Below are 25,230 nucleotides of genomic sequence, written 5' to 3'. Positions count from 1 at the left end.
AGGGACTAGGCCTGGTCGAACGGGAACGGCAGCCGGCCGGCCTTGAACAGGATGTCCGGGTTCTCGTCATAGTCGCCCAGTTCGACGTCGGCGCTGACCGTGAAGGCCACGACGCCTTCGCGTAGCGGGGCCAGGCGCTCGGCCTTGCGGCGCGCCTCTTCGGCCGTCTTGCAGCCGACCTGCTGCTCGGCTTTCAGGCCCTTGCCGCGTCCGGCGATGTAGGACTGCACGATGTGGACGGTTTCTTTGGCCATCCCCATGCAAGCCGCCTGTTCGCGAGGGCGGTCAAGCGATCACTCGACGCCCCCTCAGGAAATCTGATTTCCTCCGAGGCCGCTGAGCGGGCAAAACCCTACCCGTCAGATCGCCTTATGGAGCCGTTCATGGTCGCCCGCCGCGCTATTCTCGTTCTCGGCCTCGCCGCCATGACCCTCGCCGCCTGCGGCCCGAAAGAGCCCAAGGCCAGCGCGCCCAACACCCTGACGGTGGCCGCCACGGCGATCCCGCACGCCGAGGTGCTGGAGTTCATCAAGCCGAAGCTGGCCGCCGAGGGCCTGAACCTCGAGATCAAGGTGTTCAACGACTACGTCCAGCCCAACACGCAGGTGGCCGAGAAGCGCATCGACGTGAACTACTTCCAGACGCTGCCCTATCTGAACGACTTCAACCGCGAGAAGGGCACGAACCTGGTGACGATCACCGGCGTGCACGTCGAGCCGATCGGCGCCTATTCGTCCAAGTGGAAGTCGATCGCCGAGGTGCCGAACGGCGCCACCGTGGCCATTCCCAACGACGCCAGCACCGAGGCCCGCAGCTTGCTCCTGCTGGCCAAGAACGGCGTCATCACCCTGAAGAACCAGACCGATCTGGCCACCCTGAAGGACATCACCAGCAATCCGAAGAACCTGAAGTTCAAGGAGCTGGAAGCGCCGGCCCTGCCGCGCATCCTCAACCAGGTCGACCTGGCGGTGATCAACACGAACTACGCCCTGGACGCCAAGCTGAACCCGTCCAAGGACGCGCTGATCGCCGAGGACAAGACCAGCCCGTACGTGAACTACCTGGTCGGCCGTCCCGACAACAAGGACGACCCGCGCGTCAAGAAGCTGGCCGCCGCCCTGACCTCGCCGGACGTGAAGGCGTTCCTGGAGAAGAAATACAACGGCGCGGTGGTGCCGGCGTTCTGAGGCGCTGGTCCACCGTTCCGCATCGCGGAACGGATCTGACTAGAAACGTCTGAAATTTCACACTACCTATCAGCGACCGCTCTTCACGGATCGCCCATGGCCTCGCCTTCGCTGAACCTCGGCCGCACCCTGGTGCTGGACGTCGCCAATTCCTCGGGCCTCGAGGACTGGTCGCCGGACCTGCAGAAGACCAAGGTCTATGAGCGCATCCTGCTGGACCTGATCCTGGGGGCGCTGCCGGCCGGGGCGCGGTTGGACGAGCAGTCGCTGGCCGCCCACTACGACACCGGTCTCGCCGGCGTGCGCGACGCCCTGGGGCGCCTGGCGCTGGAGGGGCTGGTGATCCGCCGGGCCCGCTCGGGCACCATGGTCGCGCCGCTGGACCTGGTCGAGCTGCGCCAGGGCTATGACGCGCGGGTGCTGATCGAGCCGCACTGCGCCCAACTGGCGGCCCGCAACGCGTCCAAAGCCGAGGCGCAAGCCATGTACGAGGTCTTCGCCGAGGGCGAGGAAGCGGCCCGCACCTGTGACCTGCCGGCCCTGGTGGCCATGGACCTGCGCTTCCACGCCCTGGTGGCGCGGGCCTCGGGCAACCTGGCCCTGGCGCGCATCCTGATCCCTCTGCAGCACAAGGCCGCCCGCTTCTGGGTGTTCTCGTTCAACGGCGCCACCGAGCAGGAGCTGATGGACGAGATCGAGGAGCACCGCCAGGTCGCCCGCGTCATCGCCGGCGGCGACGCCGAGGCGTCCCGCAACGCCATGCTGCGCATCCTGAACGTGCAGCCCGAGGCCCAGACTCGACCGCACGTCGGCGCGGCCTGACTTGACCCTTACGTAAGCTGCGACTTTCTCGCCACAGCGCCTTCGCAATCTTAACTGAAATGTCAGAAGGCATTTTGACGAACGTCATGGCGTCACCAGATATCGGACCGTGACCGCAGGGGACTCCCCGCCCAGCGGACCGAAGGCTTGAAGTCCGATGTCGTCCAGAACCGCTCTACTCTCCGCCACCGCCCTAGCCTTGCTGGCCTCGCCGGCATTGGCCGAGACCCAGATCACTGATCAGGTCGATGCGGTGATCATCGTGGCGCGCGACAAGGCGGGCCTGCTCGAAAAGCAACCCAGCCAGACCGTCTTCGGCATCGCCAAGCCGCTGATCGAGACGCCGCGCTCGGTCAGCCTGGTCAGCGACATCACCCTGGAGCGCTACGGCGTCCTGACCCTGGACGGGGCGACCAAGGTCTCGCCCGGGACCCACACGGCCAGCTTCTACGGCGTGCCTGGCTCGCTCAACATCCGTGGCACCCTGGCCGAGAACTACTTCCGCGGTTTCAAGCGGGTGGAGAACCGCGGCGCCTATTCGACCCCGATCGGCGGGGCCTCGCGCATCGAGATCCTGCGCGGCCCGCCGACCCCGGTCTATGGCGCCGGCAAGGTCGGCGGCCTGGTCAACTTCATCCCCAAGTCCGCCCGCGATGAAGGCCGTTTCCTGGCCGGGCCGGAAGGCGAGATCACCGCCACCTTCGGCAGCTACAACAAGAAGCTGGTCACAGGCCAGTTCGGCGCGCCGGTTTCGCTCGGTCGGGCTGACGGCGGCGTCTATGTCTATGGCGAGGTCGAGGACAGCCACAGCTACTACAAGGGCGTCTACCCGCGTCACCAGACGCTGGAGGTGTCGTCCGACTTCGACCTGGGCGACGGCTGGAGCACGGCCTTCGGCGGCATGGTGTTCCACTCGGACGGCGACGTGCAGACGCCCGGCTGGAACCGCCTGACCCAGGACCTGATCGACAACCGCACCTACATCACCGGCCGTGATGCGACGCTGCGGGACGTGGACGGCAACGGCAAGCTGACCCCGAACGAGATCGGCTTCTATCCGTACGCCAGCGCGCTGTACCTGCCGTACTACGGCTTCCCGACCACCGACGCGGCCCACACCCTGGACGTCGGCGTCGGCACGACCAAGCTGGATCGCCGCACGGTCTATATCAGCGGGGCCGACTTCTCGAAGACCAACACCCAGACGCTCTATTTCGACCTGGCGAAGGACCTGGGCGACGACCGCTCGATCAAGCTGCAGCTGTTTCACGACCGCCAGGACAACAAGCGCTTTGTCTCGTACGGCTACCCCTCGGCGGTCGACGCCAAGGTCAGCGAGATCCGGCTGACCTACGCCTTCCCGACGCAGCTGGGCGCCGTCCACGCCAACACCCTGGTCGGCGGCTCGCACCGCTGGTTCGAGGGCCGTCGGCGCGAGAGCTACAACAGCGGCCTGATCGCCCTGGACCGCCGCGACATCAGCTATGGCGCCACGCCCACCGACACCATCGACAGCCCCTTCGATACCGAGCCGGGCGGCGTCGGCGTGCAGTGGGAGAACGACAACCGCTCGACCTGGAAGCAGACCGGCGTCTTCGTCACCTCCGACATCGACGTTGGCCGGCTGAACCTGGTGCTGGGCGGTCGCTGGGACCACTACAGCGTCGAGAGCCAGGACACCGGGATCCTCAGCTACGTCATCGCCGGCAAACAGCAGGACGACCGCGACAAGGCGACGTACAGCGCCAGCCTGACCTACAAGCTGCCCATCGGCCTGATGCCCTATGTCAGCTACGCCAAAGCCGCCGCTCTGGAGATGAGCCAGGCCGGCGACGTCGCCCCAAACCTGGTGGCCGACGGCTCGTGGCTGTCGAGCTCGGACCTGACCGAGGCCGGCGTGAAGTTCCAGCTGCTGCGCGGGACCCTGATCGGCTCGCTGGCGGCCTACAAGCAGAACCGCACCCAGATCGCCGGCGCTATCTCGCCGCCGACCGTGCAGGGCACGCGCGCTAAGGGCGTCGAACTGGAGGTCCGCTGGCTGGCCTCCGAGCGCCTGTCGTTCACCTTCGCCGGCAACAGCCAGCGCACGACGGTGAAGGGGCCGGACACCTCGTTCCAGTACATCCCAGCCTATGCCGCCGGCGTCAGCGGCGCCCAGGGCTATGGCGGCTCATACGTGGTGTGGGCATTCAACAGCCTGCCGGGACGTAGCGGCGACTACGCCTACACCCTGACGCCCAAGTCGGTGGTCAGCCTGTACGGGACCTACACCAGCAAGGGTTACGACTGGGGCCAGGCGGGCGCGACCGTCGGGGTCAGCCACGTCAGCCGCACGGCGGGCACGGTGCAGAACGCGGTGCGCTATCCGGCCTACAGCCTGGTCAACGCTTCAGCTTTCGTGAACCGTGGCCCGTACACCCTGTCGGTCAACATCGATAACCTGTTCGACAAGTTCTATTTCACCCCCGACGCCGACACCTACGCCAACCTCGGCGCCTTGCCGGGCAAGGGCCGGGAGTGGCGGGCCACCCTGAAGCGGACGTTCTGATCGTGACCCAAGTCGAAGACCGCTTCCGCCCGTGGCTGCTGCTGGCGGGCTTCAGCCTGCTGCTATTCCTGATCACCGCCTCGACCTACGGCTCGCTGGGCGTGGTGCTGCCAGCGATGATCGGCGAGCTGAAGTGGAGTTTCGAGAAGGCGTTCCTGGGCTTCTCCGTGCTGGGTGTCTTCACCGGCGCCTCGTCGTGGCTGCCGGCCATCCTGATCCGCAAGATCGGCGTGCGCGGGACCTTGCTGGCAGGCGCGGCGGTGCTGGCGGGCGGCTTCCTGGGATTGGCCAATTCCGAGAGCCTGCTCAGCTACTATGTCGGCGCGGCCGCCTGCGGCGTGGGCTTCCAGATGGCGGCCCTGATCCCCGGCACCCACGTGCTGTCGTCGCTGTTTCGCAAGCGCGCCCTGCCGTTCGGCATCTATTTCACCTTCGGCTCGCTGGGCGGCGCGGCCGGGCCGTGGATGGCGCTGAGCCTGATGGGCGGCAGCGGCAACGATTGGCGGCTCTACTGGATCGTCCAGGCGGCGCTGGCCGCCGTGGTCGGCCTGATCTGCGCCCTGATGGTCGGCGGCACCAAGTGGCTGGCCCAGGCCGCCCACGAAGTCGACCTGGAAGTCGAGCAGGAGGCCCGTCAGGCCCCGGCCGACGCCCGCGTCTACCGCACCTCGCATGAGTGGACCGTCCAGCAGGCCCTGCGCACGCCGCAGTTCTACATCCTGGTGGCCGCCTATTTCAGCCACCTGCTGGTCGGGGTGACCGTCGCCAGCGTCTCGGTGACCCACCTGACCGAGCTGGGTATCGCCGCGGGCATCGCCGCCGTGGCCGCCGCTGCCCTGGCCGCCAAGATGCTGAGCCTGGAATCGCTGATGCAGACCCTGGCCCGCCTGGCCGGCGGCGCCTTGGGCGACCGCGTCGACCCGCGCTGGCTGCTGATTCTGGCCCAGGGGATGCTGGTCGTCGGCCTGCTGGCCCTGGCCAAGGCGACGAGCCCAGCCCTGATGCTGGTCTACGCCATCGGCACGGGCGTGGGTTTCGGCCTGACCGTGCTGGCCGTCACCGTGCTGCTGCTGAACTACTACGGCCGCCAGTCGAACCTTGAGCTCTTCTCGCTGACCTGCCTGGTCGGCGCGGTCTCGGCGGCGGGGCCGTTCATCGCCGGGGCCATGCGCGACCGCCTGGGCGGGTTCTCGCCGACCTTCCAGCTGTTCGCGGCCGTGACGGCGGTGGTGTTCGTCGCCGTCCTGGCCATGCGGCCTCCGAAGGCGCCCGTCTAGGCAAAGAAAAAGCCGCCCCGGCGAACCGGGGCGGCTGATCCTTCGATCCTAAACCGTAAGGCTTAGAATGCGGCCTTCAGGCCGACGGCCACGCGGCTGTCGTAGATCTTGCCGTAGCCGTGCTCGTCGGTGTCCGAGTAGCGCAGGTCGATGCCCAGCTTTTCGGTGACGGCGTAGGTCACGCCCAGGTTCCAGGTGGCGTAGTCGCCGGCGTGGTTGATTTCCTGGTGGCCCAGAGCGCCGCTCAGGGTCAGCTTGTCCATCAGCGGCACGGCGCCGTTGACTTCGTAGTACACGGCGCTGCCGGTCTTGCCCGGGAATTCCGGCGAGTAGTACACGGCCAGGCCGAAGGTGGCCGGACCGACCGGACGCGAGGCGGCGGCCTTGAACTCGGTGTAGCTGTACGAACCGGGGGTCAGGCCCTTGTCCTTGACGTAGCCGTAGTACAGCACGCCCAGGTCGAACGAGGTGTCGCCCAGGGTCGGACGGACGCCGGCGTAGAAATCGATCTCGGCGGTCGGGTCATCGGCGCCGAAGTCGACGTTCGAGGCCCAGACGCCCGCGTAGCCGATGCCGTAGGTGGCGTCGACGCCGCCCTGGATGGCCGGGTCTTCCTGCGTCTGGCTGACACCGCGGAACACGTAGTCGCTGGTGACACCCAGGTTGTACGAGAGCTTCAGCTCGTCGGCCATCGCGGCGCCCGACAGGGCGACGGTAGCGGCGGCGGCGGCCAGCGCGATCTTCATGGCTTTCATAATTCTATCCCCTTTTCTGTGTCGTCTCTCGGGTTGGTTCCCGAGCCCCGACGGCGCCTGCAAGCGCATTGCGTCCCCGACTGATCTGTTGGGGGCACGCCTTTAGTTGCAATCAGGGGAGTCCGAACGCCAGCAAGAAGGGCAGCTACCGCTTAAAGTTTAGGCGCTGTGTGACGATTTTGCTGCAGAATAGGCGCAGCTAAGTCACAGCTGACGGAAAACCGAATCTGACTTGGCTGTGGCTTTTACCGCATAGAAAGACTTGCGCCGCCGAGGTGCAGGCCTGCGTCGACCAGGAGCGTTTCGCCGGTCACGTGGCGCGAAGCCGGACTGGCCAGGAACACGGCGGCGCCGGCGATGTCTTCCGCAGTCGAGGCCGCCTTCAGCGGCGTTGCCGCGGCCGCGCCGGCCCGCAGGCGCTCCATCGATTCGTCCGGTACGTCCTTGAACCACGGGGTGTCGATGAAGCCCGGGCAGACAGCGTTGACGCGGATGCGGGGGCCCAGCGACCGGGCCAGGGACAGGGTCATGGTGGTCATGGCGCCTTTCGAGGCGGCGTAGGGAATCGACGAGCCGATGCCCTGGACGGCGGCGATCGACGAGGTGTTGACCACGGCGCCGGGCGAGGGCGCGGCTTCCAGCAGGGCGCGGGCGGCGCGAACCATCTGGAAGGCGCCGACCACATTGACCGAATAGAGCTGCAGGAAGTCCTCGGCATTCACCGCGTCGAGGTCGGCGTGGTTGGGCGCGAACTTGGTCATGCCGGCATTGTTGAACAGGGCGTCGATGCGGCCCGTCGGCGCGGCGGCCGCCACGATCTTCCTGCAATCCTCGTCCTTGGCGACGTCGCCCTGGACCAGCACGGCCTTGGAGCCCTCGGCCTCGACCAGGCGGGCGGTTTCGGCGGCTTCGTCAGCGCTGCGGGCGTAGTTGACGACCACCAGGCCGGCTCCGCGCCGGGCCACCTCGACCGCGATCGCGCGGCCCAGACCCGTGGAAGCGCCCGTGATCACCACCGTGAAACCGTCGAAGTCCCGCATGTCTCTCTCCCAAACACTTGTTTGCGACGTTGTAGCGAGCCCCGTGCGGCTTGTCTCGCGGCTGTCGGAGGCCTAAATCGCGGCGATGACCGATCTCAACGTCACCCAGCTGGGCCGCGTCGTCGACGCCCCCGAAAACCCCGAGGCCGCCGTCCTCGAGCGCGTGCCCAATCCGCAGCACGACGTGCTGTACCTGGCCCGCTTCGTCGCGCCGGAGTTCACCTCGCTGTGCCCCGTCACCGGCCAGCCCGACTTCGCCCATCTCGTGATCGACTACGCGCCGGGCGACTGGCTGATCGAGAGCAAGTCGCTGAAGCTCTACCTGACCAGCTTCCGCAACCACGGCTCGTTCCACGAGGACTGCACGGTGAAGATCGCCCGCAAGATCGTGGAGATCGCGCAGCCGCGCTGGCTGCGCATCGGCGGCTACTGGTATCCGCGCGGCGGCATCCCGATCGACGTGTTCTGGCAGACGGGCGCGGCGCCGGAAGGCCTGTGGATCCCCGACCAGGGCGTGCCGGCCTATCGCGGCCGCGGCTGAGCCAAATGATCAAAGGCGCGCCTGAGCCTGGCGCGCCTTTTTAGTTCGGGAGCGTCCTTCCAGGCGGGACCGACACGCTAATGAGGGTTGAACGCCTCGGAGCACCCGGAAGGACGAGGCGTTGATCGCGCCTCCCGACGTTCGTGTCAGGCGATGTGCGACGGGACCGTTTCGCCCGGCGGCGGAGCGACGAAACGCGACCTCCGTGCGTCGGACGAGGGCTGCACGCGGCCTGGCTTGCGTTAGACTGCGCCCATGAAAGATATCGACGTCGGGCTGAAGTCGGACCTTTTCAAGCAGGCGCTGTTGCTGACCCTGGGTGTCTGGGGGCTGGACACGCTGCTGTTCGCCTTGCCGTACCTGGCCGCCGACAAGGCGCCGCTGCCGGGTGTTCTGGCCAGCCACTTCCTGTTCATGGGCCTGGGGGCGCTGCTCTCGATCCTCGTCTATGTCCGGGCCGGGCGCACGCCGCGCGACGACGACCGGCCGGTGCGTTTCGCGGCCCTGGTCCCGGCGGTGCTGGGTCTGGGTGTCGTCATGGCGGCGGCGGACCTGGTGATCGGCGGCCATCTGCGGGCGGTGCTGGACGGCGCCCATCCCGCGCCGCGCGTGGTGGCGGCGCGCGCCGCCAGCCAGCTGATGATCGCGGCCTGGATGTTCGCCCTGCTGGGCGCGCTCTATCTGATGATGATCGCCGTGCGGGTGACCCGCGAGCGCGACCGGCAGCTGGCCGACGCCCGCGCCCAGGCCCTGGCCGCCGAGGCCCAGGCCAGCGCCGCGCGGCTGGCAGCCCTGCGCTACCAGCTCAATCCGCACTTCCTGTTCAACACCCTGAACGCCGTCTCGGCCTGCGTGATCACCGGCCGCAACGACGAGGCCGAGTCGATGCTGGCGCGGCTGGCCGAATTCCTGCGCCTGACCCTGGCGGCCGACCCCGAGGCGATGATCCCGCTGGACGACGAGTTGGCCACCCTGCAGGCCTATCTGGAGATCGAGAGCGTCCGTTTCCGCGACCGGCTGGGCCTGGAGTTCTCGTGCCCGCCCGAGCTGCGCGGCGCGCTGGCGCCCAGCTTCATCCTGCAGCCGCTGATTGAGAACGCCGTCAAGCACGGCGTGGCCCGCACCAGCCGGCCGGTGACCATCAGGCTGGAGGCCTCGCGGGACGGCGACGATCTGGTCATCATCGTCGAGGACGACGGCGAACCCTGCGTGTCCGAGGGGGTTGGCATGGGTGTCGGCCTGAACAATGTCCGCCAACGGCTGCAAGTACTGTTCGGCGAGCGCGGCGTGCTGCAGGCCGCGCCCCGGGAGCGCGGGTTCCTGGTCCTGCTCCGGATGCCGCTGCGCTTCGAGATGGCGCAGGCCCAATCTCCAGGGGCAAGGGCGGCGTGATGACGTTGAAGGTCCTGCTGGTCGACGACGAGCCGGCCGCTTTGGAGCGGCTCTCGGCCTTGTTCGCCCAGATCCCCGAGAGCAAACTGGTGGGCGTGGCCCGCAACGGCCGCGAGGCCGCCCAGGCGATCGCCGACCTGACGCCCGACCTCGTCATGCTGGACATCCAGATGCCGGAGCTGAGCGGCCTGGCCCTGGCGTCCGAGCTGCCGCCCGAGACCCGGCCCGAGATTGTCTTCGTCACCGCCTTCGAGGTCTATGCCGCTGACGCCTTCGCGGTCGAGGCCGCCGACTATCTGCTGAAGCCCGTGCGCTTCGACCGTCTGCGCCAGGCCGTCGAGCGGGCCCGTCGCCGCCGCACCTTGCAGAAAGTGTTCGAGAAGCAGGCCGAGGCCGTCGCGCCGTCTCGCGAGAACGACCTGGACGGCATCTGGGTCGCGACCCGCCAGGGCCACATCCGCGTGGCGGTGACCGAGATCGACTGGATCGAGGCGGCCAAGGACTATGTCCTGCTGCACACGGCCACGCGCAGCCATATCCACCGCATCACCATGAGCGCCCTGGAACAGGGCCTGGACCCGGCCCGGATGATCCGCGTCCACCGCTCGGCCTTCGTCAGCCCCGACCGGGTCGAGGCCGTCAATCGCCTGGGCAAGGGCCTGATCGCCCTGGTCCTGCGCGACGGCGTCGCCGTGCCGGTGGGCCCGACCTATGTGAAGGCGGTACAGGCGCGGCTGGGCCTTGTGGTGGAAGAGGTCTAGCCCTTCGCGAGCCGGCGACGGTTGGCCCGCACCTTCTTGCGCAGATGGGCCAGCGAGCCCGAGGCGATGGCCGGGCCGGAGGCGCCCAGCTGGCCGGTCATAGCCAGCATCGGCAGGGTCAGGCTAGTCGCGACCTTCTCCCCGACCATCAGCTGAGCCTCGGCCTGGGCGGCCGCGCCGCCGGCGGCCAGCTTCATCATCCGCATGCCGATGACGGACGAGGCCTCCAGCCCCAGGGACCAGCTGTCGAAAGCCAGGGTCGTCCAGGGATCTTTGCGCCGCGCCATCTTCACTCTCCTGCTGAGTTCAGAGGAAACGCCCGGCTCTAGGCAGGGCTCCATTCGGTGGTGATCGCCGCCACGTCGGGGCGCACGCGCTCCTGCGGCTGTTCGGTCGAGGTCCCGATATAGAGATAGCCGGCCACCTGCTCGCCCTCGGCCAGGCCCAGGATCGCGGTGGCGCGCGGGTCGTAGCTGTACCAGTCGGTGATCCAGTTGGCGCCCCAGCCCAGGGCGGCGGCGGCCAATAGCATTTGATGGCAGACGGCCGAGGCGCTCTGGCGCTGCTCCCACTCGGGGATCTCACCGGGAATGAAGCGCGAGATCACGGCCACGGCCACCGGCGGGCGGGTCAGCTTGCGCAGGGCGGCGTTGGCCTTGGTCGGGTTGGCCTGGCTGTCGGCCAGCTGGGTGATCCGTTCGGCGAAGGCGTCCTTGGCCGCGCCTTGCAGGATGACGAACCGCCAGGGGGCCAGCTTGCCATGGTCAGGCACGCGGGCGGCCAGACGCAGCAGTTCCGCCAGCTGGTCCGCGTCCGGGCCCGGAGCGGCCAGGGTCATGGCCGAGGCCGACCGCCGCTTGGCCAGGAACGCCACGACTTCGGGCGACGCCTCGATCGGCAGCGTTTCGGCGAATTGCGGGGCGGGGGGAACGGAAGCTGCCAAGACGATCTCTCCGAAGCGTTGTAAGGGCGTCAGGTAGGCCCTGCGGGGCCGAGATGGAACCGGGCGCGACCGATAAAAGCGGCGCGCGGGCGATAAGTTCGAGGTGGGAATGTCGGATAAACCGTCCTGGCTGAAGCCGCACGGAAACCCCTGGGGCGTTTCGTCCAGCAAGGTCGTCTACGACAATCCGTGGATCACCCTGACCGAGTACCAGGCCATCGCGCCCACGGGCCGGCCGGCGCTGTACGGCAAGGTCGGCTTCAAGAACCAGGCGATCGGCGTCGTGCCCCTGCACGCGGACGGCACGGTGACCCTGGTCGGCCAGAACCGCTTCAGCCTCGCCAACTACAGCTGGGAGCTGCCCGAAGGCGGCGCGCCGCACGGCGAGGATCCGCTGGACGGCGCCAAGCGCGAACTGGCCGAGGAGGTGGGCCTGCAGGCCGCCGACTGGCGCCAGATCCTGCGGATGGAGCTCTCCAACTCGGTCACCGACGAGATTTGCCACGGCTTCCTGGCCATGGATCTGTCGCCCGCGCAGGGCGAGCCGGACGAGACCGAAGACTTCGCCGTCGCCCGCGTTCCGTTCCGCGAAGCGCTGGAGGCGGCGACCGCCGGTCACATGCCTGACGCAATCACGGTGGCGCTATTGCTCAGAACGCACCATATGGCGGTCCGAGGGGAGCTTCCGGCCGAACTGGCCGCGCTCATTCTCTGAGTAGGAGCATCTTTATTGAAGATGCTCTATGTATGCGGCTGCAGGGAAGGGAGAGCCCGATGGCCAAGCCTCTGGAAGTTGTGACGTCCGACACCGAGACCCCGGTCTGGGTGGCGCTGCGCAACCAGGCCGAACACGCGGCCAAGGACGAACCCGCGCTGGCGTCGCTGCTGAACGCGGTGATCCTGAGCCACGACAACCTGGCCGACGCCCTGACCTTCCAGCTTGCCCGCAAGCTGGGGGACCAGGAGATGCGGGCGATGACGGCGCGTGAGTTCGCCGCCGACGCCTTCGAGAGCGATCCGTCCCTGGTCGAGGCCGCGGAGGCCGACCTGAAGGCGGTGTTCGAGCGCGACCCGGCCTGCAAGGGCTATGTCCAGCCGTTCCTGTTCTTCAAGGGCTTCCTGGCGCTGCAGACCCATCGCGTGTCGCACTGGCTGTGGAACGAGGGCCGCGAGACCCTGGCTTTCTATCTACAGAGCCGGGCCAGCGAGATCTTCCAGGTCGACATCAATCCGGCCGCCAAGATCGGCAAGGGCGTGTTCATCGACCACGGCACCGGCATCGTCATCGGCGAGACCGCGGTGGTCGGCGACGACGTCTCGATGCTGCACGGCGTGACCCTGGGCGGCACCGGCGCGGATCGCGGCGACCGTCACCCCAAGATCGGCAAGGGCGTCCTGCTAGGCGCCGGCGCCAAGGTGCTGGGCAACATCACCATCGGCGACTACGCCAAGATCGCCTCGGGTTCGGTGGTGCTGCGCCCGGTGCCGGCCCATTGCACGGCCGCTGGCGTGCCCGCGCGCCTGGTCAACTGCCCGACCTGCGAGGAGCCGGCCCGGACCATGGACCATACCCTGGCCGAGACCGTTTATTCCTACGAGATCTAGGTGAACCTACTTCGTAGTCTGAGCGGCGTTCTGCTGGCGGTCGCGCTGACCGCCTGCGCGCCCGCGCCGGTGTCGGCCGCCACCGCTCCGGTCGGCGGCTACACCGTCGTGAAGGCCTATCCGCACGACACCAACGCCTTCACAGAGGGCTTGTTCTACCGCGACGGCTTCATCTTCGAGAGCACGGGCCTGAAAGGTCGGTCGTTCATCCGCAAGTGGAACCTCGAGACCGGCGTCTCCGAACAAGAGCGCATCGTCGACAGCCGCTATTTCGGCGAGGGCATCGTCGACTGGAAGAACCGGCTGTACGAGCTGACCTGGACCGACGAGATCGGCATCATCTACGACATCGACACCTTCGAGCGGATCGGCGAGTTCAGCTATCCGGGCGAGGGCTGGGCCCTGACCCGCGACGACAAGCGCCTGATCATGAGCGACGGCACCTCGTTCATCCGCTTCCTCGACCCCGACACCCTGAAGGAGACCGGCCGCATCGAGGTCACCGATCACGGCGTGCCGGTGCGAAACCTCAACGAGCTGGAATGGGTGAAGGGCGAGCTGCTGGCCAATGTCTGGCAGACCACCCGCATCGCCCGCATCGATCTGAAGACCGGCAACGTCACCGGTTGGATCGAACTGGCGGGCCTGCTGAAGGAAGCCGGGGTCACCGGGACCAAGGACGACGTGCTCAACGGCATCGCCTATGACGCGGCCAAGGACCGGCTGTTCGTGACCGGCAAGCTGTGGCCGAAGCTGTTCGAAATAAAACTTACGACTCCCCGATAGGTGGTGGAACCGCGTTCGGGGGCTGGCGTTTATCTCACGTCCGCCCCTCTACGCCCCCCCGACCTAGTGGGCGGACCTGGGCCCCGGCAGCGATCCGCGCCGGGGCCCAACCCCTATCTGGGGGTCAGCTTTCCTTCGAAGCGCAGGCCTGGACCTTCCCCTTCAGTGAGATTTGTTCGACGTCCGGCGGCGACTTGATCGTCAGGCCGTAGATCACGGCGGTCCAGATCGCCATCAGGGCCAGGACCTGTGGGAAGGTAATGCGGCGGGGATCGGCGGAAGACATGCGCGCGACTATCCTCCGGTTGCGCTTCCCCGGATAACGACTTATCGGTCGGCCTTCTGTGAGGTTTCTTCACATGGCACGCCGTCAACTGCCTTCGCTCAACGCCCTGCGCGCTTTCGAGGCGTTCGGCCGGCATGGGCGCATGACCCTGGCCGCCGACGAGCTGTGCGTGACCCACGGCGCGGTCAGCCGCCAGATCCGCCAGCTGGAAGAACACCTGGGCGTGCCCCTGACCGAAGGGCCGCGCTCAAGACTACGGATGACCGAGGCGGGGCTGAAGCTGGCCCAGGCCCTGTCGCCGGCCTTCGACCAGATCCAGGCCGCCGTGCCGCGTCCGCTCGAGGCAGGGCCCCGGCCGCTGGTCGTCTCGTGCCTGCCGACCTTCGCCATGAAGTGGCTGATCCCGCGCCTGCCCAGCTTCCAGGCCGCGCATCCCGACATCCCGGTGCGGGTGGCCGAGTCCAACGGGCCGTTCGACTTCAGGGACGATGGCATCGATCTCGCCATCCGCATGCGCTCGCCCGACACGGTGGTGACTTACGACTCGGTGGTCACGCCGTTCATGGAGCACTTCCACGGGCCGGTGATGTCGCCGGAGCTGGCGGCGTCGGCGCCCATGACCCTCGAGCGGATCAGCGCCATGCCGCGCCTGCTGACCCGCACCTTCATGGAGAGCTGGTCGGACTGGGCGCGCAATTTCGCGCTCGACCACCTGCCGCCGCCGGTCAGCGAGCAGGAGTTCGACCACTATTTCTACATGATCGAGGCCGCCGCGGCGGGGATGGGCGTGGCCATCGGGCCGTGGGCCTTCGTGCAGCGGGACCTGGCCAGCGGACGGCTGGTCGCGCCGCTGGGCTTCACCCCCGGACGCGCCCTGATCGTGGCCGTGACCCCGCCCGACGGCGCCACCGAAGCGGCCGTCCTGTTCCGCGATTGGCTGCTGGCGGAAGGAGCGTCCACACCTCATCCGCCGGAAGCGCTTGCGCCTATCGCCCCGGACGCTAGTTTCGCCCCGATAACGCGCTCCCGGGCGCTCAGCTAGAACAAGAGGCCCCCCGTGGACGCCACGACCGTCGCCAAGCTCGAAAAGCACCTGAAGCGCACCTTCGGCAACCCGCACATCGCCGTGAAGCCGCGTCCGAAGCAGAAGGACTCGGCCGAGGTCGAAGTCGCCGGTGAGTTCATCGGCGTGGTCTTCCAGGACGAGGACGAAGACGGCTCGTTCATGTTCGAAATGGCCATCCTGGCCGAAGACCTGGACTAAGAGACCTCCCGCGCGCACCTAGGCCATCACCGGCTTGGGCGCCGCGCGGCGGATCATCAGCGAGGCGACGCCGGCCACCAGGCCCGCTGCGCCCGCGATGATGAAGGCCTCGACATACTGCCCTTGGCTGGCGCGAATGACGCCGGCGCCGATGGCCGCCGTGGCCGCGCCAAGCTGGTGGCCCGCCGCGATCCAGCCGAACACGATGGGGCCGTCGCGGTCCCCGAAGGCTTCCGTCGCCAGCCGCACCGTCGGCGGCACGGTGGCGATCCAGTCCAGCCCGTAGAACACCGCGAACGCCGACAGGCTGACCACCGAGAAGTCCGAGAACGGCAGGTAGATCAGCGAGAGCCCGCGCAGCACGTAGTAGACGAAGAGCAGCTTGCGGCTGTCATAGCGGTCGGTCAGCCAGCCCGAGGCGGTGGTGCCGAACAGGTCGAACAGGCCCATCAGCGCCAGCAGGCCGGCGGCCTTGACCTCGGGCATGCCCCGGTCACCGCAGAAGGCGATCATGTGCACGCCGACCAGGCCGTTAGTGGTCAGGCCGCAGATGAAGAAGCCCAGGAACAGCAGCCAGAACGTCCGGGTCTTGGCCGCGCGGCCCAGGGCGCCGAAAGCATAGGTCAGGGCGCTGCCGGCGTTGATCGGGGCGGGGGCGACGTAGTCGTCCGGCGCGCCATAGGGCTTGAGGCCGACGTCCGAGGGCCGCTCGGGGATCAGCAGCCACATCAGCGGCGCCAGCAGCAGGCAGACGATCGAGACGGTGACGACCACCGGCTTCCAGCCGCCGTGGTCGGCGATCAGGGCCATGCCGGGGAGGAAGATCAGCGAGCCGGTGGCCGTCGAAGCCGTCAGCAGGCCCAGCATCAGGCCGCGCCGGGCGACGAACCAGCGGTTCACCACCGTCGCGCCCAACACCATGGCCACCGCGCCGCTGCCGAAGCCCGCCATCACGCCCCAGGTCGCCACGTACTGCCAGGAGGCGGTCATGAAGGCCGAGAGGCCCGTCGAGATCGACATCAGGACCAGCGCCAGGGTCACGGTCTTGCGCAGGCCGAACGAGTTCATCAGCGCGGCGGCGAAGGGGCCGGTCAGGCCATACAGGAAGATGCCGATGGCGGCGGCCAGCGAGATCGAGGCGCGGTCCCAGCCGAACGCCTTCTCCAGCGGCAGCATCAGCACGCCTGGCGCGGCGCGCAGGGCGGCGGCGGCCAGCAGGGCGAAGAAGATCGCGCCGGCGACCACGAAGGCGTAGTTCTGCCCGAACGGACGCCGGGTCTGACGGGTGCTGGCGGTCGTCATGCGGCCTCTCTATGTAACCGATCGGTACGGGCTTGTTGAGCTCTATACGTACCGGTAAGTAACATCGTCAAGAGCCATGTCAGACAGAACCCCAGAAGAACGACTGAACGGGCCGTACGCGGCCACGCCGCGGGCGGCCGAACGCATCTTCGACACGGCGCGCGAGCTGTTCTATCGCGAGGGCATCCGCGCCGTCGGGGTCGACGAGATCGTCACCAAGGCGGGCGTGACCAAGCCCAGCCTGTATCGCAGCTACAAGTCCAAGGACGAGTTGGTCGCCGCCGTGCTGCGCGAGGTCGAGGTCGGCTTCTGGGACCGCTTCGAGGCGGCCGAGGCGCTGTATCCGAGCGACCCCAAGGCCCAGATGATCGCCTATTTCCAGGTGCTGGCCGACCGGTCGGGCGGCGACGACTATAGGGGCTGCAACCTCTCCAACGCCGTGGTCGAATATCCCGACCGCCAGCACGCCGGCCGCCAGGTCTCCCAGGTCCACAAGCAGCAGCTGCGCGAGCGGCTCCAGGCCAAGGCGGCCGAGATGGGCGCGTCCGATCCCAAGGTCATGGGCGACGCCATGATGCTGCTGATCGAAGGCGTCTTCACGTCCAGCCAGATGTTCGACGGCGACGACAAGCCGGCCAAGGCGGTGGTGGGCGCGGTGAAGGCCTTGATCGCGGCCTACTGCTAGACCCGCATGCCGCAGCTTCGCGCGGCGTCGAAGACGGGGCCGACGACGTCGGTGATCCAGGGGCTGCTGCTTTCGATCGTAGCCCCCCGGCCGCCCACCATCAGCTCGAGCTTGTAGGTCCAGATGGCGGCGTGCGGCTGGGGCGGGATCAGGGTGCTCGGCTCGCCGACCGTCCAGAAATCGACCGGCGCGACCAGCGTCTTGCGTTCCATGGCCAGTATCGCCTTGGCCATCGCCGGGCACTGGCGGGAATCGATCCGCGCGATCTTGCCTTCCGCGCGCAGCATCTCGGCGGCCGAAGGATGCCGGGCGAACAGGCGCGCCCGATCGGCCATCCACCAGTTGGTATTGGGCGAGAGGCCCTCGGCCTTCAGGTGAACGGCCAGCCGGGCCGGTTCGAAGGTCTTGCGCATCCAGCGGCTCGGCGCGTCGTCGGCGAAGCCGACGTGGATCGGCACGGTCGCCGAGCGAAGGACATAGTGGCAGGTCGCGCGGTCGAAGCCGTAGGGCAGCGTCGGCCGGCAATAGGTCCGCAGATCGCCGCTGATGAATTGGCCCAGGTCGCCGAAGCCCTTGAAGACCATCAGCGGCGCGGCGATGGCGGTCTCGTCGGGAATGGTGTCGGGCTTGGCGATCATCGCCTCTGTCACCTCGCCCTTCTGCCGCTCGATCCAATGGCGCCATAGCTGGTAGACGGTGCGCAGGTCATAGCCGTCGTACAACTGGTCCAGCTCCGGCGGGGTCGGAATGGGCGGTTCCGGCGGGGCGGCGCGGGCGCTGGTCCCGACGCACAGGACCAGGGCGATCAGCAGGGCGGCGGCTTTCACGGCGTCTCCTCGAAGCTGCCCGCGACCCTAGTCGGCGCGGCGTCGCACAACAACATTTCCGGTTGAGTAGAGCAGGCTTGGCCGTGGTCGCCCAAACGTGAAAGATCAGGCCCATGAGCGCCCACATCCTCGACCGCCCCGTCTTCGCCACCCTGAACGGCCGTCAGAGCCATCTGGCCGTACGCCGCGATGGGGCGGTGCGGATGAATCCGGACTACGGCCTGTTCGCCGCCACGGTCGATCGCAGCCCCGAGAACCTGGCCGCCCTGGGCGCGTTGGTGCGCGAGATGGGAACCGTGGGCCTGGTCGAACTCGACACCCCGCCGGCGCCGCCCGGGACGCAGATCGTGTCCAACACCCTGTGCCTGCAGATGGTGGCCGAGACCGTCGCGCCGGCTTGGGACGTCGCGTTCGACATGCTGCCGCTGGACGACGCCGACGCGGCCGAGATGCTGGCGCTGGCCACCCTGACCAAGCCAGGACCGTTCTTCACCCGCACCCACCAACTGGGCCGCTTCATCGGCGTGCGCGTGGACGGCCAGCTTGTCGCCATGGCGGGCGAACGCATGCGTCCCGACGGCTTCACCGAAGCCAGCGGCGTCTGCGTCCACCCCGACCATCGCGGCAAGGGCTATGCCGCCCGCCTGCTGCGCGAGGTCACGGCGCGGATCCTGGCGACTGGCGAGAACGCCTTCCTGCACAGCTACGCCGACAACACCACGGCGATCGGGCTGTACGAGTCGCTGGGCTATCGGGGGCGGGCAGAGGTGCGGTTCACGATCCTGAAGCCGGCGGATCAGTAGGCCAGCCGGCCCTTCATCTCATCGAACGGGACCATGACGGCGTCGCGATAGGCGGGGCGTCTCTGAAGACGTGCGTACCAGGCCTCGACGTTCGGCGTCTTCGGGCGGTCGATCTCAAGCTCGTAGTAGCGATAGAGGTGCGTGCCCGTCGGGATATCGGCCAGGCTCGGCGCTTCGCCGCCCAGGAACGGCCGGTCGGCCAGGATCTTGTCCAGTAGGCTGAAGTGACGGGCGCAGGCGGTCAGGGCGGCCTCGATGGCAGCCGTATCGTGTTCGGCGGCGGGTGTCCGATACCAGCCCCAGAAGACACCAGTCAGAAAGTCGCGTTGCAGGGCGGTCTGAGCCCAGTCCATCCAGCCGTCGGCCTCGGCGCGCGCGGCGGGGGTCTCGGGCCACCACGCCGGGCCGCCGTAGTGGGCGGCCAGGTAGCGGAGGATGGCGTGGGATTCCCAGACGACCACGCCGTCGCCATCGATGACCGGCACCCGTCCGTGCGGGTTCATGGTCAGGAAGTCAGGGTCGTTCAGTCCGCCGAAGTCGCCGCCGGCGGGGATGGGCTCGTGGGGAAGATCAAGCTCCCCCACGAGCCACAGCACCTTCTGGACATTGAAGGAGGAGCGGCGGCCCCAGACCTTCAACATCCGTCTTACCCTAGGCTTCCAGCGCCTTGGCGCCGGCCTTGCGGGCCCAGCGGTACAGACCGATGACCACGAAGGCCGCAGCGATCAGCGACAGGATCATGCCGACATGCTCGGGCGGGGCGAAGGGCAGGGCCAGTGGCTCGCCCTTGTTGGTCGTGACGATCAGCAGGGCCAGGGCCACGTTGAACAGGCTCTCGCCGACGATGAAGCCCGAGGCGATCAGCACGCCCAGGCGCTTGGCCGGCTCGGCCGCGCGGTCCTTGGCGACGATCTTCTCGAACAGCCAGCCGGCGACGGCGCCGACCACGACCGGGGCCGTGACGGAGCTCGGCAGGTAGATGGCCAGGCCCACGCCCAGGGGCGGCAGGCTGTAGCGGTCCTTGCTGGTCTTGCGCAGGATGGTGTCGACGGCCACCAGGGCCAGGCCAATCAGGGCCCCGACGCCCAGCAGCGTCCAGTTCAAGTCACCGCCCAGAACGCCCTTGGCCAGGGTCGAGATCAGGGTGGCCTGTGGCGCGGCCAGGGGCTCGTCCGAGATGGCCTGCAGGTTGGGCGCGCCGGCGAAGCCGTTCGAGCGGTTCAGCAGTTCCAGCACGAACGGGATGACCACGGCGCCCGAGATGACGCCGATGATCAGGCCGACCTGCTGCTTCCACGGGGTGGCGTCGACCAGCTGGCCGGTCTTGAGGTCCTGCAGGTTGTCGTTGGCGACCACGGCCACGGCTAGCACGCAGGTGGTGGCGTACAGGGCGTAGGCGATCAGAGCCTTGGTGACGTCGGGGCCGACCACGCCGCGGCCGACCATGCCGACCATCAGCGAGGCGCCCAGCACGGTCAGGATGGCGATGCCCGAGACCGGGCTGTTGGACGAGCCGATCAGGCCGGCCATGTAGCCGCAGACGGCGGCGGCCAGCAGGCCGGCGACGATCAGGTAGCCGATGCCGATGGCGACCAGCGGCACGGTCAGGCTGGCGATCGGGCCGCCGACCAGGAAGTGGGCCAGGAACCAGCCGGCCGGAGCCATCAGGATCAGCGAGACGAGGCCGACGATGCCGATCGGGATGTCCTGCTCGACGCGGGGGATGTCGCCATCGCCGCTCTTGCGGGCCTTGGCGGCGGCCAGGGCCGACTTCAGGCCGGCGGTGATCGGGCCGACCAGCTTGCCCAGGGTCCAGATGGCGGCGGCGCCGATGACGCCCGCGCCCAGGAAGCGCACCTGGGTCTTCCAGACGGTCAGGGCGTGGGTGGCGGCGTCCGCGCCCGGCATCGGGGTGGCGACGGTGAGGATCGGCACCAGGATCGCCCAGGCGATGAACAGGCCGGCGAACATGGCGACGCCGACGGTGATGCCCATCAGATGGCCCGCGCCCATCAGGGCCAGCGAGCTGGAGGCGCCCAGGCCCGACGCGCCCGCGCCGGCCTTGAACTTGAAGTAGCCCGCGACCTCGGCGGCGAACAGCTTGGCGGCGGCCAGGGCGCCGAACAGGGCCGAAGCGATCGCGCCCATGCTGACGGCGGCCAGGCCCGCCTTGCCCTCGGCCTGGCCTTCACGCGAGCCGGTGCCGACCTTCAGCACTTCGGCGGCGGCGACGCCTTCGGGATAGGGGAGGTTCGAGTTGGTCACCAGGGCCCGGCGCAGGGGGATGGTGTACATGACGCCCAGGATGCCGCCGACGGCGCAGGCGCCGAAGGTGGGCAGGAACGGCACGTTCGACCACCAGCCGATCATCAGCAGGCCCGGCAGGACGAAGATCACCGACGACAGCGTGCCAGCGGCGGACGCGATCGTCTGGACGATGTTGTTTTCCTGGATGGTCGAGGTCTTGAACGCCCGCAGCAGGGCCATCGAGATGACGGCGGCGGGGATCGAGGTGGCGAAGGTCAGGCCGACCTTGAGGCCCAGATAGACCTGGGCGGCGGTGAAGACGAGGGTAATCAGGACGCCGAGGAGGACCCCCCTGAGGGTCAATTCCGTGCGCGGCGCGGTTAGGTCGGCCATGAACATGTCCAAAAAAGTATTAAGGCGGCCGGACCTTGCACGTCCGACCGCCCCAAACTCAAGTGCTCAGTTCAAACCGCTGTTACAAATTTACAGGACGCCGAGCATCTCGGCGACCAGCGGGTGGCGGACGATGTCGCGGTCGGCCAGGCGGACCACGGCGATGTTGGCGACTTCCTCGAACCGCTGGGCCACGTCGGCCAGGCCCGAGATGCCGGGCAGCAGGTCCGACTGGTTCGGATCGCCGGTGACGACCATGGTCGAGTGCCAGCCCAGGCGCGTCAGCAGCATCTTCAGCTGCATGTAGGTGCAGTTCTGGGCCTCGTCGATGACCACGAAGGCGTTGTTCAGGGTGCGGCCGCGCATAAAGCCGACCGGGGCGATCTCGATGGCGCCTTCCGACATCAGGGCCCGCATGCGCTTGACCGACAGGCGGTCGGTCAGGGCGTCGTAGAGTGGGCGCAGATAAGGGGCCAGCTTGTCTTCCATGTCGCCCGGCAGGTAACCGATCGACTCGCCGGCCTCGACGGCGGGGCGCGACAGGACGATGCGGCTGACCTTGCCGGCTTCCAGCGCTTCGACGGCCTTGGAGATGGCGATGTAGGTCTTGCCGGTGCCGGCCGGACCCAGCGCCATGACCAGGTTCTTCTCGTCGATGGCTTCCATCAACTGAGCCTGGCCTGGCGATTTTGGTTTTATGGTTTTTAGGTAGCTCTGATCGCGCTCTGGATTATTGGGCGCGCCGTCGTGCCCGAGAGGATTCCACGCATTCCCACGCTCGCGAACATCGATCGGCAGGCGACGCACCTTGGCGTCATCACCATATTGGCCGGTCTCATACGCGCCTTCGCGCGCCATCCGCTTCAGGGCTCGCTTGGTCATCAAAGCCTCCATGAGGGCAATAAAAAAGGACGAGGCCAAAAGGCGTCGTCCTTGTCGGTGAGCTGGAAGATGGAGACGAAGTCGCGTGCGCGGCGAGGCGGCCCGGAGGGGCTTCCGATAGGCGGTGCTGTACGCCGGAACGCCAAGAGCGACACCTTCTTCGTCAGCGGGTGGGTCGATGGCGGTGGTCGCCCCCGACCCGTTACGAGAGAAGAATCATCCCGCTGGAGGAATGTTCCCTCTCGAATCGCACGACTACAATGGGGCATCGTGGTTTCTGAGGGGTTAACCGAGAAATCGCGCCCAAGAAAACGAGGCATACGGATGACTGTCTATTCCCTGGGCGCCCTTGTGCCCACGCTTCCGGCACAGGACGAATACTGGATCGCGCCGACGGCCAGCGTGATGGGCAATGTGATTCTCAAGAAGAGCGCCAGTATTTGGTGGGGCAGCGTCGTGCGCGGGGACAACGATCCGATCACCATCGGTGAGAACAGCAATGTCCAGGACGGCTCGGTTCTCCACACTGATCTTGGCGTGCCTCTGACCATCGGCGCCAACGTGACCATCGGTCACATGGTGATGCTGCATGGCTGCACGATCGGCGACGGCTCGCTGATCGGCATCGGGTCGATCGTGCTGAACGGGGCCAAGATCGGGAAGAACTGCCTGATCGGCGCCGGGGCCCTGATCACCGAGGGCAAGGAGATCCCGGACAACTCGATGGTCATGGGCGCGCCGGGCAAGGTGGTGCGCGAGGTCAGCGAGCACCACACCATGATCCTGCAGGGCTCGGCCCTGCACTATGTCGAGAACTGGAAGCGCTATGTCCGCGACCTGAAGGTGGTCGCCTAAGCGCGACAGCCAAAAGTGGCCGCTGGTTTTGGCGCCCGTCGCGCGCCCAGAAAAATGTCAGAAGCTTGGGAGCGCCACCCGCTGCTTGGGGGATGAGGGCGGCGCTCCCGCTCCTCGCGCGGGCACTGCGCGAGAAGAGCCCGCCGCGAGGAGGCGTCATTCGCGGCGAGACGGCGCGGCGCACCGCATCCGTTCGTCCATAGGTAGTATTGGCATTGTATCGAGTTGAGCGGAAGCTAGAACGCGCGTTTTCCGACTGAAGAACATTGGTCGCCGGGGAAGCTTGCGCGGCGCGAAAAGCCGGACCAATCTCTGGCTTAACAATGATAACCTTCGAGGGAGGGCGTCGGGGCCATGGCCAGCGAACGCTTTGATTACGTCGTCATCGGCGCCGGTTCGGCCGGCTGCGTGCTGGCCGCGAGGCTGACGGAAGATCCCAACATCAAGGTCCTGCTGCTGGAGGCCGGCGGCAAGAACAGCTCGATCCTGGTCAAGATGCCCGCCGGCGTGGGCCAGCTGATCAAGGACAAGGGCGAGCAGAACTGGGGCTTCTGGACCGAGGCCGAGCCGCACCTGAACGACCGCAAGCTGTGGTGGCCACGCGGCAAGGGCCTGGGCGGATCCTCGGCCATCAACGGCATGATCTATATCCGCGGCCATGCGCGCGACTACGACCAGTGGCGGCAGATGGGCCTGACCGGCTGGTCGTATGCGGAGGTGCTGCCGTACTTCAAGCGCTCGGAACACCACCACGCCGGCGGCGACGCCTATCACGGCGGGGCAGGTCCGCTGCGGGTGTCGAAGGGCGAGAGCGACAGTCCCTTCTACGGCGCCCTGGTCGAGGCCGGCCGCCAGGCAGGCTACAAGACCACCAAGGACTTCAACGGCTTCCAGCAGGAGGGCTTCGGGCCCTACGACCTGACCATCCATGACGGCAAGCGCTGGAGCGCGGCCATGGCCTATCTGACGCAGGCCCTGTCGCGCCCGAATCTGACCGTCGTGACCGAGGCGCGCACGACCCGGATCATCGTCGAGAAGGGCCGGGCGGTCGGCGTCGACTACGTGGTCGGCAAGGCCGCCGAAAAACAGACCGCCTATGCCGACGCCGAGGTGCTGCTGAGCGCCGGCGCGGTGCAGTCGCCGCATATCCTGCAGCTGTCGGGCATCGGCGCGCCGGAGGATCTGAAGGCCCATGGCATCGCCGTGGTCCACGAGTCCAAGGGCGTCGGCGCCAACCTGCAGGACCACCTGGACGTCTGCGTCTCGTGGACCGCCAAGAACCTCAAGACCGCCTATTCGGCCAACAAGGGCCTGAACAAGCTGGGCGTGGGCCTGAACTACATGGTCTTCGGCAAGGGCCTGGGCCGGCAGCAGTTCCTGGAGAGCGGGGCGTTTCTGAAGTCGCGGCCCGATCTGGACCGGCCCGACCTGCAGATCCACGGCGTGCTGGCGATCATGCAGGACCACGGCAAGACGGTGGTCGAGAAGGATGGCTTCACCCTGCACGTCTGCCAGCTGCGGCCCGAGAGCCGGGGCAAGGTCGGCCTGCGCTCGGCCGATCCGTTCGCCGATCCGACCATCCTGGCCAACTATCTGGCCACGGACGAGGACCGCCGCGCCATCCGCGAGGGCGTGCGCATCGCCCGCGAGACGGTGGCCCAGGCCGCCTTCGATCCGTATCGCGACGCCGAGTACGCGCCGGGCGCGGATGTCCGCACCGACGCCGACCTGGACGCCTGGATCCGCGCCAAGGCCGAGACGATCTACCACCCGGTCGGCACCTGCCGCATGGGCGTGGCCGGTGATCCGCTGGCGGTGGTCGACGACCAGCTGAAGGTCCAGGGCCTGCAGGGCCTGCGGGTCATCGACGCTTCGGTCATGCCCAACCTGATCGGCGGCAACACCAACGCCCCGACCCTGATGATCGCGGAGAAGGCGGCGGACCTGTTGCTGGGCAAGGCCCCGCTGGGCGCGCTAGACGTACCCGTGTTTGAGGACGGCCGCGCCGTGGCCGCCGAGTAGAGGAAGC

General features: G+C 67.8%; 27 protein-coding genes. 16 read left to right on the top strand and 11 right to left on the bottom strand.

Annotation, left to right across the window (positions count from 1 at the left end; translation table 11 throughout):
• Positions 1 to 5 precede the first annotated feature (5 nt).
• Entirely contained in the window at positions 6 to 254 is a 249-nt protein-coding gene (locus tag AC1RR5_RS13420; protein ID WP_492080488.1) for a hypothetical protein, read from the bottom strand.
• 117 nt (positions 255 to 371) lie between these two features.
• Between AC1RR5_RS13420 and AC1RR5_RS13415 the strand changes: the two genes are divergently transcribed.
• The 4 genes from AC1RR5_RS13415 (at position 372) to AC1RR5_RS13400 (ending at position 5,834) form a co-directional block, all read left to right on the top strand.
• Positions 372 to 1,187 (top strand): MetQ/NlpA family ABC transporter substrate-binding protein, encoded by an 816-nt coding sequence (locus tag AC1RR5_RS13415; RefSeq protein WP_492922149.1) that lies wholly within the window; start codon positions 372 to 374, stop codon positions 1,185 to 1,187.
• Positions 1,188 to 1,283: 96 nt separating this feature from the next.
• Positions 1,284 to 2,009, top strand: a complete 726-nt coding sequence (locus AC1RR5_RS13410; RefSeq protein ID WP_492922148.1) for a GntR family transcriptional regulator — start codon at positions 1,284 to 1,286, stop codon at positions 2,007 to 2,009.
• Between the two features lie 157 nt (positions 2,010 to 2,166).
• Positions 2,167 to 4,557 (top strand): TonB-dependent siderophore receptor, encoded by a 2,391-nt coding sequence (locus AC1RR5_RS13405; RefSeq protein ID WP_492922147.1) that lies wholly within the window; start codon positions 2,167 to 2,169, stop codon positions 4,555 to 4,557.
• 2 nt (positions 4,558 to 4,559) lie between these two features.
• Positions 4,560 to 5,834 carry an MFS transporter gene (locus AC1RR5_RS13400; protein ID WP_492922146.1) on the top strand — a complete coding sequence of 425 codons (1,275 nt, stop codon included), beginning with the start codon at positions 4,560 to 4,562 and terminating at the stop codon, positions 5,832 to 5,834.
• Positions 5,835 to 5,896: 62 nt separating this feature from the next.
• On the opposite strand, the gene AC1RR5_RS13395 is transcribed toward AC1RR5_RS13400, so the two are convergent.
• Together AC1RR5_RS13395 and AC1RR5_RS13390 are read right to left on the bottom strand one after the other, a co-directional pair.
• Positions 5,897 to 6,589 (bottom strand): TorF family putative porin, encoded by a 693-nt coding sequence (locus AC1RR5_RS13395; protein ID WP_492922145.1) that lies wholly within the window; start codon positions 6,587 to 6,589, stop codon positions 5,897 to 5,899.
• A 245-nt stretch (positions 6,590 to 6,834) separates the two neighbouring features.
• Entirely contained in the window at positions 6,835 to 7,629 is a 795-nt protein-coding gene (locus AC1RR5_RS13390; protein ID WP_492922144.1) for an SDR family NAD(P)-dependent oxidoreductase, read from the bottom strand.
• Between the two features lie 85 nt (positions 7,630 to 7,714).
• Here AC1RR5_RS13390 and queF point away from each other — a divergent pair, with 85 nt between their 5' ends.
• From queF to AC1RR5_RS13375, 3 genes are all read left to right on the top strand, one after another.
• Positions 7,715 to 8,170 (top strand): preQ(1) synthase, encoded by a 456-nt coding sequence (queF, locus tag AC1RR5_RS13385; protein WP_492922143.1) that lies wholly within the window; start codon positions 7,715 to 7,717, stop codon positions 8,168 to 8,170.
• A 255-nt stretch (positions 8,171 to 8,425) separates the two neighbouring features.
• Positions 8,426 to 9,562, top strand: a complete 1,137-nt coding sequence (locus AC1RR5_RS13380; RefSeq protein ID WP_492922142.1) for a sensor histidine kinase — start codon at positions 8,426 to 8,428, stop codon at positions 9,560 to 9,562.
• Complete coding sequence (locus tag AC1RR5_RS13375; RefSeq protein ID WP_492922141.1) at positions 9,562 to 10,323, top strand: LytR/AlgR family response regulator transcription factor; 762 nt, start codon at positions 9,562 to 9,564, stop codon at positions 10,321 to 10,323. The genes AC1RR5_RS13380 and AC1RR5_RS13375 overlap by 1 nt, the downstream gene beginning before the upstream one ends.
• Here AC1RR5_RS13375 and AC1RR5_RS13370 read toward each other — a convergent pair.
• Both AC1RR5_RS13370 and AC1RR5_RS13365 read right to left on the bottom strand, forming a co-directional pair.
• On the bottom strand, positions 10,320 to 10,610 hold the full coding sequence (locus AC1RR5_RS13370) for a hypothetical protein (RefSeq protein WP_492922140.1): 291 nt from the start codon (positions 10,608 to 10,610) through the stop codon (positions 10,320 to 10,322). The genes AC1RR5_RS13375 and AC1RR5_RS13370 overlap by 4 nt on opposite strands.
• Before the next feature lie 38 nt (positions 10,611 to 10,648).
• Positions 10,649 to 11,266, bottom strand: a complete 618-nt coding sequence (locus AC1RR5_RS13365) for a nitroreductase family protein (RefSeq protein ID WP_492922139.1) — start codon at positions 11,264 to 11,266, stop codon at positions 10,649 to 10,651.
• A gap of 109 nt (positions 11,267 to 11,375) precedes the next feature.
• Here AC1RR5_RS13365 and AC1RR5_RS13360 point away from each other — a divergent pair, with 109 nt between their 5' ends.
• The 3 genes from AC1RR5_RS13360 to AC1RR5_RS13350 are packed head-to-tail and all read left to right on the top strand — an operon-like array spanning position 11,376 to position 13,657.
• Complete coding sequence (locus AC1RR5_RS13360; protein WP_492922138.1) at positions 11,376 to 11,981, top strand: NUDIX domain-containing protein; 606 nt, start codon at positions 11,376 to 11,378, stop codon at positions 11,979 to 11,981.
• 59 nt (positions 11,982 to 12,040) lie between these two features.
• The gene (cysE, locus tag AC1RR5_RS13355; RefSeq protein ID WP_492922137.1) at positions 12,041 to 12,871 is read left to right on the top strand and encodes a serine O-acetyltransferase; all 831 of its coding nucleotides are present in this window, start codon (positions 12,041 to 12,043) and stop codon (positions 12,869 to 12,871) included.
• A complete protein-coding gene (locus tag AC1RR5_RS13350) occupies positions 12,872 to 13,657 on the top strand; it encodes a glutaminyl-peptide cyclotransferase (protein WP_492922136.1) in 786 nt (261 codons plus the stop codon).
• Positions 13,658 to 13,781: 124 nt separating this feature from the next.
• On the opposite strand, the gene AC1RR5_RS13345 is transcribed toward AC1RR5_RS13350, so the two are convergent.
• Positions 13,782 to 13,943 carry a hypothetical protein gene (locus tag AC1RR5_RS13345; RefSeq protein ID WP_492922135.1) on the bottom strand — a complete coding sequence of 54 codons (162 nt, stop codon included), beginning with the start codon at positions 13,941 to 13,943 and terminating at the stop codon, positions 13,782 to 13,784.
• A 73-nt stretch (positions 13,944 to 14,016) separates the two neighbouring features.
• Between AC1RR5_RS13345 and AC1RR5_RS13340 the strand changes: the two genes are divergently transcribed.
• Together AC1RR5_RS13340 and AC1RR5_RS13335 are read left to right on the top strand one after the other, a co-directional pair.
• On the top strand, positions 14,017 to 14,985 hold the full coding sequence (locus AC1RR5_RS13340; RefSeq protein ID WP_492922134.1) for a LysR substrate-binding domain-containing protein: 969 nt from the start codon (positions 14,017 to 14,019) through the stop codon (positions 14,983 to 14,985).
• A gap of 15 nt (positions 14,986 to 15,000) precedes the next feature.
• Positions 15,001 to 15,207, top strand: a complete 207-nt coding sequence (locus AC1RR5_RS13335; protein ID WP_047409605.1) for a DUF3126 family protein — start codon at positions 15,001 to 15,003, stop codon at positions 15,205 to 15,207.
• A gap of 18 nt (positions 15,208 to 15,225) precedes the next feature.
• Here the strand turns inward: AC1RR5_RS13335 and AC1RR5_RS13330 are convergent, their stop codons facing one another.
• The gene (locus AC1RR5_RS13330) at positions 15,226 to 16,509 is read right to left on the bottom strand and encodes an MFS transporter (RefSeq protein WP_492922133.1); all 1,284 of its coding nucleotides are present in this window, start codon (positions 16,507 to 16,509) and stop codon (positions 15,226 to 15,228) included.
• Positions 16,510 to 16,585: 76 nt separating this feature from the next.
• On the opposite strand from AC1RR5_RS13330, the gene AC1RR5_RS13325 reads away from it, so the two are divergent.
• Positions 16,586 to 17,194, top strand: coding sequence for a TetR/AcrR family transcriptional regulator (locus tag AC1RR5_RS13325; protein ID WP_492922132.1), 609 nt, complete (start codon positions 16,586 to 16,588; stop codon positions 17,192 to 17,194).
• Here the strand turns inward: AC1RR5_RS13325 and AC1RR5_RS13320 are convergent.
• Positions 17,191 to 18,021, bottom strand: coding sequence for a hypothetical protein (locus AC1RR5_RS13320; RefSeq protein ID WP_492922131.1), 831 nt, complete (start codon positions 18,019 to 18,021; stop codon positions 17,191 to 17,193). The genes AC1RR5_RS13325 and AC1RR5_RS13320 overlap by 4 nt on opposite strands.
• Before the next feature lie 113 nt (positions 18,022 to 18,134).
• Between AC1RR5_RS13320 and AC1RR5_RS13315 the strand changes: the two genes are divergently transcribed.
• Positions 18,135 to 18,824: a GNAT family N-acetyltransferase gene (locus AC1RR5_RS13315; protein ID WP_492922130.1), complete on the top strand. Its 690-nt coding sequence runs from the start codon at positions 18,135 to 18,137 to the stop codon at positions 18,822 to 18,824.
• On the opposite strand, the gene AC1RR5_RS13310 is transcribed toward AC1RR5_RS13315, so the two are convergent.
• The 3 genes from AC1RR5_RS13310 to AC1RR5_RS13300 all read right to left on the bottom strand — a co-directional run bounded on the left by AC1RR5_RS13310 (position 18,818) and on the right by AC1RR5_RS13300 (position 22,358).
• Positions 18,818 to 19,465 carry a glutathione S-transferase family protein gene (locus tag AC1RR5_RS13310; protein WP_492922129.1) on the bottom strand — a complete coding sequence of 216 codons (648 nt, stop codon included), beginning with the start codon at positions 19,463 to 19,465 and terminating at the stop codon, positions 18,818 to 18,820. The genes AC1RR5_RS13315 and AC1RR5_RS13310 overlap by 7 nt on opposite strands.
• A gap of 10 nt (positions 19,466 to 19,475) precedes the next feature.
• Positions 19,476 to 21,470: an OPT family oligopeptide transporter gene (locus AC1RR5_RS13305; protein WP_492922128.1), complete on the bottom strand. Its 1,995-nt coding sequence runs from the start codon at positions 21,468 to 21,470 to the stop codon at positions 19,476 to 19,478.
• A gap of 84 nt (positions 21,471 to 21,554) precedes the next feature.
• The gene (locus AC1RR5_RS13300; protein ID WP_492922127.1) at positions 21,555 to 22,358 is read right to left on the bottom strand and encodes a PhoH family protein; all 804 of its coding nucleotides are present in this window, start codon (positions 22,356 to 22,358) and stop codon (positions 21,555 to 21,557) included.
• Positions 22,359 to 22,670: 312 nt separating this feature from the next.
• Here AC1RR5_RS13300 and AC1RR5_RS13295 point away from each other — a divergent pair, with 312 nt between their 5' ends.
• A complete protein-coding gene (locus AC1RR5_RS13295; RefSeq protein ID WP_492922126.1) occupies positions 22,671 to 23,201 on the top strand; it encodes a gamma carbonic anhydrase family protein in 531 nt (176 codons plus the stop codon).
• Between the two features lie 354 nt (positions 23,202 to 23,555).
• A complete protein-coding gene (locus AC1RR5_RS13290; RefSeq protein WP_492922125.1) occupies positions 23,556 to 25,223 on the top strand; it encodes a choline dehydrogenase in 1,668 nt (555 codons plus the stop codon).
• The last annotated feature ends 7 nt before the right edge of the window (positions 25,224 to 25,230 follow it).

It is taken from the genome of Caulobacter sp. GW821-FHT11E11 (assembly GCF_058808315.1).
The sequence above is the reverse complement of the archived record's forward strand: the minus strand, read 5'-3'. Positions and strand labels throughout refer to the sequence as shown.

What these genes read in the sequence shown, in the direction of transcription:
- AC1RR5_RS13375 (WP_492922141.1), top strand. Translation starts at nt 9,562, where the DNA reads ATGACGTTGAAGGTCCTGCTGGTCGACGACGAGCCGGCCGCTTTGGAG.
- cysE (WP_492922137.1), top strand. Translation starts at nt 12,041, where the DNA reads ATGGCCAAGCCTCTGGAAGTTGTGACGTCCGACACCGAGACCCCGGTC.
- queF (WP_492922143.1), top strand. Translation starts at nt 7,715, where the DNA reads ATGACCGATCTCAACGTCACCCAGCTGGGCCGCGTCGTCGACGCCCCC.
- AC1RR5_RS13295 (WP_492922126.1), top strand. Translation starts at nt 22,671, where the DNA reads ATGACTGTCTATTCCCTGGGCGCCCTTGTGCCCACGCTTCCGGCACAG.
- AC1RR5_RS13390 (WP_492922144.1), bottom strand. Translation starts at nt 7,629, where the DNA reads ATGCGGGACTTCGACGGTTTCACGGTGGTGATCACGGGCGCTTCCACG.
- AC1RR5_RS13305 (WP_492922128.1), bottom strand. Translation starts at nt 21,470, where the DNA reads ATGTTCATGGCCGACCTAACCGCGCCGCGCACGGAATTGACCCTCAGG.
- AC1RR5_RS13315 (WP_492922130.1), top strand. Translation starts at nt 18,135, where the DNA reads ATGAGCGCCCACATCCTCGACCGCCCCGTCTTCGCCACCCTGAACGGC.
- AC1RR5_RS13405 (WP_492922147.1), top strand. Translation starts at nt 2,167, where the DNA reads ATGTCGTCCAGAACCGCTCTACTCTCCGCCACCGCCCTAGCCTTGCTG.
- AC1RR5_RS13330 (WP_492922133.1), bottom strand. Translation starts at nt 16,509, where the DNA reads ATGACGACCGCCAGCACCCGTCAGACCCGGCGTCCGTTCGGGCAGAAC.
- AC1RR5_RS13420 (WP_492080488.1), bottom strand. Translation starts at nt 254, where the DNA reads ATGGCCAAAGAAACCGTCCACATCGTGCAGTCCTACATCGCCGGACGC.
- AC1RR5_RS13415 (WP_492922149.1), top strand. Translation starts at nt 372, where the DNA reads ATGGAGCCGTTCATGGTCGCCCGCCGCGCTATTCTCGTTCTCGGCCTC.
- AC1RR5_RS13370 (WP_492922140.1), bottom strand. Translation starts at nt 10,610, where the DNA reads ATGGCGCGGCGCAAAGATCCCTGGACGACCCTGGCTTTCGACAGCTGG.
- AC1RR5_RS13360 (WP_492922138.1), top strand. Translation starts at nt 11,376, where the DNA reads ATGTCGGATAAACCGTCCTGGCTGAAGCCGCACGGAAACCCCTGGGGC.
- AC1RR5_RS13380 (WP_492922142.1), top strand. Translation starts at nt 8,426, where the DNA reads ATGAAAGATATCGACGTCGGGCTGAAGTCGGACCTTTTCAAGCAGGCG.
- AC1RR5_RS13340 (WP_492922134.1), top strand. Translation starts at nt 14,017, where the DNA reads ATGGCACGCCGTCAACTGCCTTCGCTCAACGCCCTGCGCGCTTTCGAG.
- AC1RR5_RS13310 (WP_492922129.1), bottom strand. Translation starts at nt 19,465, where the DNA reads ATGTTGAAGGTCTGGGGCCGCCGCTCCTCCTTCAATGTCCAGAAGGTG.
- AC1RR5_RS13395 (WP_492922145.1), bottom strand. Translation starts at nt 6,589, where the DNA reads ATGAAAGCCATGAAGATCGCGCTGGCCGCCGCCGCCGCTACCGTCGCC.
- AC1RR5_RS13410 (WP_492922148.1), top strand. Translation starts at nt 1,284, where the DNA reads ATGGCCTCGCCTTCGCTGAACCTCGGCCGCACCCTGGTGCTGGACGTC.
- AC1RR5_RS13345 (WP_492922135.1), bottom strand. Translation starts at nt 13,943, where the DNA reads ATGTCTTCCGCCGATCCCCGCCGCATTACCTTCCCACAGGTCCTGGCC.
- AC1RR5_RS13290 (WP_492922125.1), top strand. Translation starts at nt 23,556, where the DNA reads ATGGCCAGCGAACGCTTTGATTACGTCGTCATCGGCGCCGGTTCGGCC.
- AC1RR5_RS13325 (WP_492922132.1), top strand. Translation starts at nt 16,586, where the DNA reads ATGTCAGACAGAACCCCAGAAGAACGACTGAACGGGCCGTACGCGGCC.
- AC1RR5_RS13300 (WP_492922127.1), bottom strand. Translation starts at nt 22,358, where the DNA reads ATGGAGGCTTTGATGACCAAGCGAGCCCTGAAGCGGATGGCGCGCGAA.